The sequence below is a fragment of the Pelagicoccus sp. SDUM812003 genome (assembly GCF_031127815.1).
GTDB lineage: Bacteria > Verrucomicrobiota > Verrucomicrobiia > Opitutales > Opitutaceae > Pelagicoccus.
The window spans coordinates 1-655 of sequence record NZ_JARXHY010000065.1 but is presented as its reverse complement, the minus strand read 5'-3'; the positions used below and the strand labels follow the sequence as shown (position 1 = coordinate 655).

At 45.0% G+C, this 655-nt stretch carries 1 protein-coding gene; it reads left to right on the top strand.

Annotation, left to right across the window (positions count from 1 at the left end; all coding sequences use genetic code 11):
- Nucleotides 1-112 precede the first annotated feature (112 nt).
- Entirely contained in the window at nt 113-643 is a 531-nt protein-coding gene (locus tag QEH54_RS22795) for a hypothetical protein (RefSeq protein WP_309021038.1), read from the top strand.
- Nucleotides 644-655 lie beyond the last annotated feature (12 nt).

Here is a 655-nt window from a genome sequence, read left to right as displayed (position 1 = left end):
CGCGCTGACTTCCGCGTATGGCTTTCACGTTCGGTAGAAAACAATGAATCGATTTTTCACATTCACCTTTCTCTTTGTCCTGACAAGCATCTCGTATTCAACGCCTTTGACGATGCACAGGCAACAAGCTATCGTTGAGCACGAATCTGGTTGGAACTACGCAGAATCGACAGAAGGCAGTTTTTCTGTGCTGATGCCGATACCATTCAACGACTTCACAGTAACCGACGTCGACCCAAAGAACGGAACGATTCAAACCTTTGGAATAGGATCCAAAACGATGGAGGGATTCAAGTTCTCGGTAACTGAAATTCCTACCAAAGAAACAAGCGATCCCAGTGATTTCGAAAAGATTGCTGAGAGTTTTGGCGAGTCGAACTCTACGGTCGTTAGTCAGGAAACCTCAGAATTCAAAGGGATGCGATGTATCACGGTTGAACTATCGAAAGGGAATTCGGGAGCATACATCAGATACGTCCTCGGTCCAAAAAGCATTTTCACTATAATCATCGAGTATCCAGACTCTGGAGGCATGGATCTAAAACCATATCGAGACATATTCTTCAATTCACTAGAAGTAAAGAAACCGAACCAGTCGTTTCATACAACTCCGGCATCGCTCCGCGATACCTCCGTCGTATGAACTTCACGTTCT

Coding starts and splice junctions, on each gene's coding strand:
- QEH54_RS22795 (WP_309021038.1), top strand. CDS start 113: ATGCACAGGCAACAAGCTATCGTTGAGCACGAATCTGGTTGGAACTAC.